Raw genomic sequence first — 8988 nt, forward strand, 5'->3', positions numbered from 1 at the left:
CGACGTCCACCTTCTGTTGCCAGTCCTTCCCCCGGATGAAGCGGAAGTCGCTGCACGTCGAGGACAGCGCCCGCCACGCGTCGAACGCGGCCTCGATGGCGGCGAACTCCGTGGCGTCGGGCGTGCGACGAGGCTCGCGGAGGCGACCGCGCGTTGACCGAGCCGGCGCGTCGTCTCATCCGGACGTCGGGTGGGGAGAGCGACGCCATCGCGGCCGAGGCCGTGGAAGGGCGTTTGTGGGTGGTTCATGATTTACACTCAAATCTCGTTTTGGATGAATTGAGCATGCTATGCCTTTCCGCCTCCTCCCGTCTGGGAGAGGCGAGGCGGGATGCTCAAGCGGTGGAGATGGAGTGTCGGGGTGATGGTGCTGCTGGGCTGTGCTGGCACCCCGTCCTACTGGCAGCGCGGCAGTGAGGTCCTCTTCGGCCGTCAGGGAAACGAGGTCTGGGTCCAGGGGCCCTGGCCCGCGGTGCAGCCGTCGTCGAACGTCGATGAGGTCATCGACCAGCTCTGCCCGGCGGTCATGGCGTTGGACCTCGCCCAGGCGAAGGACTACGGCCGGGAGTACTGCGGGGTCCTCTACTCTCTTGGTAACGGGGAGTACTCCGCGAGCTGGCCTTCACCCTTGGGCCGGACGAGGCTGGTCGGGACGGACCAACGCCGCAAGAGTTGCAGCGTTCCCAGCAGCGTGCGGGACGACCGGGGTGATGTGTCCATCCTGGCCGACTTCCACAGCCATCCCTGGTTCCCCTCGAAGATGTCCCGGGAGGACCGCTGGGCCGAATCCCAGCGCTGGTCCCTGCGCATCCAGTTCGATTCCGGGTGCACCCTCACGAAGTTGATTCCATACAAAGGGGAGCGTCGTCCAGGAGAGGTCTATCTTCGACGGGACAAGGCGTGGAAGCTCGTCGGGTACATCCATGAAGGCGACAAGGACATGGGCTTCGTCACGCCCGTGGAGGACTAGATGGGGCGTGAGCGTTCTGTGTTCCAGCATCGGCGTTTGAAGCAGGCGCTGGTGTTGCTGCTGGCGCTGACCCTTCCCGCCTGCGCGCTCTTCCGCGGGCCGGTGCGTCCTGTCTTCGCTCCGCCCGAAGAGGCGGCCCGCTTCAAGTTCCCGTTGGATCTCCCCGCCGAGGGCCGGATGCTGACCCCCGCCACCGTGGTGGTCGCGACCCAACTGGCGATGGACGACTTCCTCCCCCTGGACATCAAGCCGCACAAGGGCGCCACTCCGGATGAGGTCTGCCTCTACCGGCGTGACTCCTACGACGTGTGGACGTCCCCCGCGTCCGAAGGCGTGTTGCTCGTGAACATTGTTCCCAGGCACAACACCTGTGATTCAGACGGGCCGGTCATGGACATGAGCTCCACCTACGCCATCGACGTGAAGCAGTGGCGCATCCTCGCGGTCCAGCGCTGACGCACCGTCACGCCACCTGGCCCGCGTCCACCGTCACGGGACGCGGTTCTTCCGGAGGCGGAGGCTCCACGCGCTTCAGGCCCAGCACCTTCTCACGCTGGGGCCACGGCCACGCTCCGGTCACCATGGCCAGCTTGCCCGCGAGCACCGACATCACGGCCACCTGGAACGTGCAGATGTACGAGATGATGCCCATGTCTCCGAACACCTGATTCAGGTACGACGCGACCACGCCCACGATGACCAGACACGCCGTGCGGTGCTCCGCCGCGTAGGCCCGGTGGTACGAGCGCGCTGACAGGTACACCGTCACCACCAGGTACATCCACACGCCCGTGAACCCGAACCACCCGCCGAAGGCCAAGAGGCCCAACAGCGAGTTGTGCGGATGGAAGCGGTACGTGGGGAACACGAACGCGATGTTGGGCAGCGGATAGGGTTCCAGGAACTCGTGCCCGTAGCCCGTGCCGAACACCGGGTTGGTGTTCCACGTCGCGATGAGGTTCAGGTTCTCGATGTCGCGGTAGTCCAGCTCTCCTTCGGCGTGCTGTCCCTCGATGATGGAGCGGAAGGTCGCCACCGGCTTGAACACGCTGCTGTTCGAACTCCACCCCACCAGGAAGTACACGACGAGCAGCGGCGAGCACGCGATGAGCCCGCGCGTGATGAACTTCTTCAGCGGCGTCCACGGGTTGAAGAAGTACGCGGCGGCGAGGCCACCCACGAGGCTCACGTACGCGAGCCGCCGGTCGTTGAAGAACATCCCGATGAACACCAGGATGATGATGATGAGGCCCCGGATGGCGTGTCCGGACTTCGGCTTCTCCAGCCACCGTGCGATGCACACCGTGATGGCGCAGATGAACGTCATCGAGTCCGAGTGGCAGGTCGTGTACTCCACCTCCAACCCCTGGGCCGGGATGACCACGAGCGCGAAGTACGTGCTCACCGCGGACTTGGTGAGCGCCGCCAGGATGATGGTGCGCGCCACCACGGGCCAGTCCTCCGGCCCGCGCAGGCTGTAGTGGTACATCATCGCCACCAGCGGGAGCACGGCGGCCTGGTGCCACTGCCACAGCGAGTTCTTGATGTCCCCGCCCCGGACGATGCCCCACACCTCCATCCACATGATGGAGAAGAAGGAGATGGCCAGCACCACCGCCAGCGGCCGGGGGATGGGCACCACGGGCGGGTCGATGGTGGACTTCTTCGCCCGCCGCCAGATGCCAATGCCAATGGACCCGATGATGAGCCCGTCGATGAGCGGGAATCTCAGGGCGCCAATGCCCACCAGCTCATGCATCTGGGTGAAGAGCAGCTTGCCCAGGGGGAACAGCGGCGAGGGCCAGAACATCGATTGGGGGCGCTCGGGCGTGTAGTCCACCGCGAGCACCAGGTAGAGCACCGTGAGCGCCAGGTAGCGCAGCGGCAGCTTCCAGATGACCCACACCACCGTGAGCGCCAGCGTGGGCGCCAGGGTCACGATGGGGTCGCCGTTACCCACGGCGGCGGCACCCAGGGTGACGGCGCCCAGGCCCGCGACCATCACGATGTACTGGAGCCAGGCGGCGCGGGAGGGTGCGAAGGTCATCGGACGGATGCGGGGGAGGCTATATCCCGGGCCCGGGTTGGGATAGATGCGGAAGGCGTATGGCTGGCTCCCGACCCCGCGTCCTCCTGATTGCTGAGCTGTGCAACCCTGACTGGGTGAGCGTCCCCCTGGAAGGCTGGTCCCTGGCCAGGGCACTCGCCGAGGTGGCGGACGTGCACCTGGTCACCCAGGTCCGAAACCGCGAGAACATCCTCAAGCAGGGGCTGGTGGAGGGGAAGGACTTCACGGCGCTGGACTCGACGCTGGTGGAGCGCCCGCTGGAGAAGGTGGGCGAGGTGCTGCGGGGCAAGGCGGGCGTGGGCTGGACGACGGCCACGGCGCTGAGCGTGCTGCCGTACTACTACTTCGAGGAGCTGCTCTGGCGGCGCTTCGGGGACCGCATCCGCGCGAAGGAATTCGACGTGGTGCACCGCTACACGCCCATCAGCCCCACGACGCCCAGCACGCTGGCGGCGCGGTGCGCGGAGGCGGGGGTGCCCTTCGTGATGGGTCCGATGAACGGCGGCCTGCCGTGGCCCAAGGGCTTCGGGGATGCGCGCGTGCGTGAGCGCGAGTGGCTGAGCTACATCCGGGACGTCTACAAGCTGATGCCCTTCTACAAGTCGACACGCAAGAACGCGGCGGCGCTGATGATGGGTTCGCGGGCGACGCGCTCGCAGCTGGCGGCGGAGTACCAGGACAAGACGGTGTACATCCCCGAGAACGCCATCGACGTGCGGCGCTTCGGCGCGTCGAAGGCGGAGGCCCCGAAGCCGGGGGAGCCGCTGCGGGTGGCGTTCGTGGGGCGCTTCGTGCCGTACAAGGGCATGGCGATGCTCATCGACGCGGCGGCGCCGCTGGTGCGCGAGGGCAAGGTGGTGGTGGAGCTCATCGGCGACGGCGCGGAGATGCAGAACCTGCGCGCGCAGGTGGCCCGGGGCGGGCTGGAGAACGGCGTCACGTTCGCCGGCTGGGTGAAGCACCAGGAGCTGCAGGGCCGGCTGGCGAAGAACCACATCTTCGGCTTCCCGAGCGTGCGCGAGTTCGGCGGCGCGGTGGTGGCGGAGGCGATGGCGCTGGGGCTGGTGCCCATCGTGATGGACTACGGCGGTCCGGGTGAAATCGTGAGTCCGTCCACGGGCTTCGCGATCCCCATGGGGACGCCGGACGAAATCGTGCAGCGCGTGCGCGGGGTGCTGGAGAAGCTGGTCGCGGATCCGTCCGTGATTGGGCCCATGGGTGAGCGCGCGCGGGCGCGCATCCAGAAGCACTTCACGTGGCGCGCGAAGGCGGAGCAGGTGCTGGAGGTCTACCGCTGGGTGTCCGGCGAGCGTGGGCAGCCGGACTTCGGGATGCCGCTGGCGGACTGAGGTTCGTGGCGGATCCGCGCCGGTCGCGCCGCGAGGTGTGACCTGGACCTCTACCTCTTCGGAGGAATGGTCCGGATATTCGCTTCGATGGACGCTCCTGCCTCCCACTCCGGGAGCGAAAGGAAGCGTCATGGCGAAGGTCGGAGATCGTTTCAAGACGGGCGAGAAGTGCGAGACGTCGGGCAACTACGTGTTTGATGGCTACGTGGACGGCTCGACCAGTCCGGCACCGACGGCGGAGGAGCGCGTCATTCCCCTGAGCAAGGGGGAGACGTTCCCGCCCATCAAGTCGTCGGCAAAGTCGGCCTACTGGAAGCTCCAGCGCATCACCTGATGAGCGTCCTCCGGCACGGAGCTTCCACTCCGTGCCGGGGTCTTCGCCGCCGTGACAGGGCAAGTCGGTAGAGTCGCAGGCATGAGCCCCGACTCTTCCCTGCTTCGCCGCATCATCCGTGGCAGCGCGCTGTACGATTTGGTCGTCACCCTGCCGTTCGCCACGCCGTGGACGGCGGAGGTGGCGCTCTCGCTGATGGGCCAGACGCACGAGGCGCTGTCGCTGCGCGGTGAGGCCATGCCGGTGTTCACGCCCATGCATCTGTTCTTCGTCTCCCTGTTCGGGGTCCTGGCGGTGCTGTGGGCGGGGGTCCGCGTCATCCAGCCGACCGCGTTCCATGGCGCAGTGGACGCCGTGGGCCGGGCCGTGGTCGCCACGTGGATGGTGCTCGCGCTCTCGCAGGGCGTGACGCAGGTGCTCATCGCGTTCCTCGTGATGGAACTGGCGGGGATGTTCGCGCAGGGCGGTCTCCTGCTGGCCGCGCGGAAGGGCCGTGAAGGTGCTCCGGTGACGGCCCGCTGAGCCCTGTCGTACGAGGGGCGCTTGCCTCTGCACCAAGGTGCAGGGGTTAGGGTTTTCGGCATGAACCCTGACTCCTCCCTGTCCCGTCGCGTCGTCCTGGCCAGTGCGCTGTATGACCTGGTCGTCACCCTGCCGTTCGCCACCCCGTGGACCGCGGACGTGGTGCTCTCCGGCATCCGTCAGGTGCACCACGCGCTGTCCGTGGGCGGTGATGCCCTGCCGGTGTTCACGCCCACGCACCTGTTCTTCGTCGCCCTCTTCGGGACCATCGTGTCGGTGTGGTCGGTGGTGCGGATCCTCCGGCCCTCCGCGTTCCATGGGGCCTTCGACACCGTGGGCCGGGCGCTGTTCTCCTCGTGGATGGTGTTCGCGCTGGCGCACGGGGCCACGCGGGTGCTCGTCGTCTTCCTGGTGCTGGAGCTGGCGTGGATGTTCGCGCAGGGCGGTGTCATCCTCGGCACCAGGAGGTGGCGTGATGGCAGCCTTGCGACGGCCCGTTGAAGCATCCCCGGTGACGCCCCTGCGCATTGGCGCCCTCGCTCGCGCCGCGGGGGTGAAGCTGTCCACGCTGCGCTTCTACGAACGGCGCAAGCTGCTCACCCCGCTGGATCGCAGCGAGAGCGGCCAGCGGCTGTACGGCCCGGAGGCCGCCATCCGCGTGCGCTTCATCCGCCGCTCCCAGGAGCTGGGCTTCACCCTCAAGGAGGTCTCCGCGGTCCTCGCCCTGTCCGACCGGCGCGGCGCCCCCACCCGCGATGTGGCCCGCTTCGCGGAAGCGAAGGTCCAGGCCATCGACGCGCGCATCGACGACCTGCGCCGCATGCGCCACGCCATCACCACCCTGATGGCTGAAGGCTTCTGCGCGGAGGACACCGTGTGCCCCATCCAGGTGTCCCTGGGGGCTCCACGGGAGGTGACGGCTCGGAAGACCCGGTCCGCGTCACCGGCCGCCGTGCGAGGTCCGCGCCGCCGGTCCACGGCCGCCGGCACCTGACTTCCGCGCGACTACCGTCGCTCCGCCTCGCGCGTGGTGCGCACCCACTCGCCGCGCTTCTCCGCGCCGGGGCCTCGCACCATCAGCCACACCTTCCACACCACGTAGATGGGCGCCCACGCCAGGTCCAGCAGGCCACGCGCGCCCACGCCGGACACCCACCAGCCGCGCAGCACGTACAGCGCCAGCGACGTGAGCCCGAACGCCGACAGCGCGGAGGCCGCCACCGCCGTTCCCCCCGACAGCCACACGATACCGGCCGCCAGCACCGAACCGGCCACCGTCGCCAGCACCAACTGGCTCAGCGGCGGCACCAGCACGTCCATGGACAAGTCGAACAAGAGCCCGCTCTTCTGCTTCAGCGCGTCGCTCAAGAGCGGCCAGCCGTGCAGCTTGCGCATCTGCGCGCGGCCCCCCTCCCAGCGCTGCCGCTGCGAACGGCTCTGCTTCTCCGCCGTCACCATCTCCCCCAGCACCTCCGCCTCCCAGGCGTAGTGCACGCGGTGCCCCGCGCGCGCCAGACGGATGCCGTACTCCAGGTCCTCCACCACGCTGAACGCGTCGTGCGGCACCTGCTTGAGCACCGCGTGCGTGAAGCACATGCCGTTGCCGCGCAGGCCGCAGGACACGCCCATCCGCTCGCGCCCCATGGAGCGCACCCGGTGGAACATGCCCAGCGCGATGGTCATCAGCCGCGTGCGCCACGACGCCGTGGGGTTCATCACCCCGTAGTGCGCCTGCGCCGCGTGCGCCCCGTCCTCCAGCCGGCGGGAGAACGCATGCAGCAGGTTCGGCGTCACCACCGTGTCCGCGTCCACCACCACCACCGCGTCCGCGAAGCCGTCCTTCTGGCTGCGCTCGAAGGCGTGCGCCAGCGCGTAGCCCTTGCCGCGCTTCTCCGCGTCCTGGCGCTCCAGCACCGTGGCGCCCGCCTCGCGCGCCTTTTCCGCCGTCGCGTCCGAGCAGTTGTCCGCGACGACGATGATGCGCCGCAGGTGCGTGGGGTAGTCCACCGCGGACAGGTTCGCCACCGTCCGGGCAATGCCCAGCTCCTCGTTGTGCGAGGGAATCACCACGTCGAACTTGCGCGCCGCGGGCGACGGCGGCACCGGCGCTGCCTTGCGTCCCGACAGCAGCGTCAAGAGCAGCAGGTAGCCGCAGCCTCCCGCCACCGGCAAGAGCCCCACGCACAGCGCCACGTCCACCCAGGTCCAGACCGTCACAGTGTCACCCCCGCGCGCGTCGCCTCCAGGCCACCGCGCGCTTGAACCTTCAGCGGCGTTCCAGCTCCGCCAGCACCGGCAACTTCAAGAGCCGCTCCACCTGCCACTTCTCCAGGATGCGGCGCCGCAGGATGTCCAACGCCACCGCCGCGAACACCGCCAGCGCCACCCCGCCCACCACGCCCGCGATGGCGATGAGCTTCGGGTTCGGCTTGGACGGCTTCTCCGGGAAGAGCGCCGGCAACAGCACGCTGTAGCGGTGCTTCATGGACACCTTCGAAATCTCCAGCTCCGTCTGCGCTTGATCCAACCGGCGCAGCTTCTCCTGGTGCCGCATCACCACCATGCGCATCCGGTCCGTGGCCACCGCCACCTCCGGATCATCCGGCGTGCCCAGCATCGCGCCCGCCATGGGGCCACCCAACCCGGCCAGGTTCGGGCCCTCCGAGGTGGTGGACTCCACGTCCGTGCCACCCATGCGCAGGTACTCCTGGATGAGCGACTGCTCCTCCGAGCGCAGCGACGTGAGCTGCGGCGAGTCCGCCTGCATCGTCGCCACCCGCTGCTCCAGGTCCACGATGACGGGGTGCTGCGGTGAGAAGACGACGCGCTGTTCAGCCAGCTGCGAGCGCAGCTCCGTGAGGCGGCGGCTCCTGAAGTCCTCCACGTCGCGGATGGCGCGGCGCTTGGCCTGCACCAGGAACTTCAGCTGCGCGAGCGCGTGGTCCGTCTGCAACAGCGCCTGCCGCGCGCTGGCCTGCTTGGGGTCCGCTTCCCGCTTCTTGCGGCGCGCGTCCGCCTGCTTCACCGCGCGCTCCAGGTCGTTGATGGCCTGCTTGATGTTCGCCGCTTCGTTCTCCACCTGCGACTTCAGGATGTTGACGGACTCCGTGATGGCGCCCATCTCCGAGTCGTGCCGCATGTCGAGGAAGTTCTGCGACGCGGCCTCCACGATGTTGAAGGCCATCTGCGGGTCGCTCCAGTCCACCCCGATGGTCACCGTGCCGGAGCCGCCCTCCGCCATCACGTTGAGGCTGGTCTCCAGCATCGCGATGAGCGCCTCTTCCTTGTCCGCGTCGGACATGGGGGGCGGCGCCTTCTTCGTGTACTGCTCCTTCAGGCGGCTGATGGGCGACCGCATGTTGTCCCAGTACTCGATGAGCTTCGCGTTCTTGATGACGGACTTGAGGTTGCCCCGGCTGAGCACCATCTCCCACGCGGCGCGCGTGGGCTGATCCGCCTCCACCGGGATGGAGCGGCCCGGGTTCACCAGCGAGGAGATGATGAGGTTGCGGTACGTCAGCATCCGCGTTTCGACGTGGTACTTGCGCGGCATCAGCTTCGCCGCAGCGGAGCCCAGGGCGCTCATCACCGCGATGATGCACAGGCCCAGGAACCAGTGCCGCAGCACCGCCCGGCGCACGAACCCCAGCCCGTCGAAGAGGAAGCCCCAGTCGATGAGGTCCGCCGGCGCGTTCGTCTCCTCGCGCTCGGGGACGTACGGCGGACCTCATCGACTGGGGCTTCC

At 68.3% G+C, this 8988-nt stretch carries 9 protein-coding genes and 1 pseudogene; 7 read left to right on the forward strand and 3 right to left on the reverse strand.

Annotated features, from left to right (window positions below; translation table 11 throughout):
* The first annotated feature begins 331 nt into the window (after positions 1-331).
* Together D7Y13_RS33125 and D7Y13_RS33130 are read left to right on the forward strand one after the other, a co-directional pair.
* A complete protein-coding gene (locus D7Y13_RS33125; protein WP_233595548.1) occupies positions 332-970 on the forward strand; it encodes a Mov34/MPN/PAD-1 family protein in 639 nt (212 codons plus the stop codon).
* Positions 971-1426 (forward strand): hypothetical protein, encoded by a 456-nt coding sequence (locus D7Y13_RS33130; RefSeq protein ID WP_120537493.1) that lies wholly within the window; start codon positions 971-973, stop codon positions 1424-1426.
* A gap of 7 nt (positions 1427-1433) precedes the next feature.
* Here the strand turns inward: D7Y13_RS33130 and wzy are convergent, their stop codons facing one another.
* Positions 1434-3017, reverse strand: a complete 1584-nt coding sequence (gene wzy, locus D7Y13_RS33135; RefSeq protein WP_233595547.1) for an exopolysaccharide repeat unit polymerase — start codon at positions 3015-3017, stop codon at positions 1434-1436.
* A gap of 59 nt (positions 3018-3076) precedes the next feature.
* On the opposite strand from wzy, the gene epsH reads away from it, so the two are divergent.
* The 5 genes from epsH to D7Y13_RS33160 all read left to right on the forward strand — a co-directional run bounded on the left by epsH (position 3077) and on the right by D7Y13_RS33160 (position 6237).
* Positions 3077-4387 (forward strand): exopolysaccharide biosynthesis glycosyltransferase EpsH, encoded by a 1311-nt coding sequence (gene epsH, locus D7Y13_RS33140; RefSeq protein WP_120537492.1) that lies wholly within the window; start codon positions 3077-3079, stop codon positions 4385-4387.
* A 130-nt stretch (positions 4388-4517) separates the two neighbouring features.
* Positions 4518-4721, forward strand: coding sequence for a YjzC family protein (locus tag D7Y13_RS33145; protein WP_120537491.1), 204 nt, complete (start codon positions 4518-4520; stop codon positions 4719-4721).
* Between the two features lie 81 nt (positions 4722-4802).
* Entirely contained in the window at positions 4803-5243 is a 441-nt protein-coding gene (locus tag D7Y13_RS33150; RefSeq protein ID WP_120583681.1) for a hypothetical protein, read from the forward strand.
* 60 nt (positions 5244-5303) lie between these two features.
* Entirely contained in the window at positions 5304-5744 is a 441-nt protein-coding gene (locus D7Y13_RS33155; RefSeq protein ID WP_120583680.1) for a hypothetical protein, read from the forward strand.
* Positions 5719-6237: a MerR family DNA-binding protein gene (locus tag D7Y13_RS33160; protein ID WP_120583679.1), complete on the forward strand. Its 519-nt coding sequence runs from the start codon at positions 5719-5721 to the stop codon at positions 6235-6237. Before D7Y13_RS33155 ends, D7Y13_RS33160 begins: the two co-directional genes overlap by 26 nt.
* Positions 6238-6248: 11 nt before the next feature.
* On the opposite strand, the gene epsU is transcribed toward D7Y13_RS33160, so the two are convergent.
* Together epsU and epsV are read right to left on the reverse strand one after the other, a co-directional pair.
* On the reverse strand, positions 6249-7460 hold the full coding sequence (gene epsU / locus D7Y13_RS33165; RefSeq protein WP_120583678.1) for an exopolysaccharide biosynthesis GT2 family glycosyltransferase EpsU: 1212 nt from the start codon (positions 7458-7460) through the stop codon (positions 6249-6251).
* Between the two features lie 49 nt (positions 7461-7509).
* Positions 7510-8943: pseudogene (gene epsV, locus D7Y13_RS33170) on the reverse strand (PCP family exopolysaccharide biosynthesis protein EpsV); the annotation flags it as partial.
* Between the last annotated feature and the right edge of the window lie 45 nt (positions 8944-8988).

Source organism: Corallococcus praedator, assembly GCF_003612125.1.
GTDB lineage: Bacteria > Myxococcota > Myxococcia > Myxococcales > Myxococcaceae > Corallococcus > Corallococcus praedator.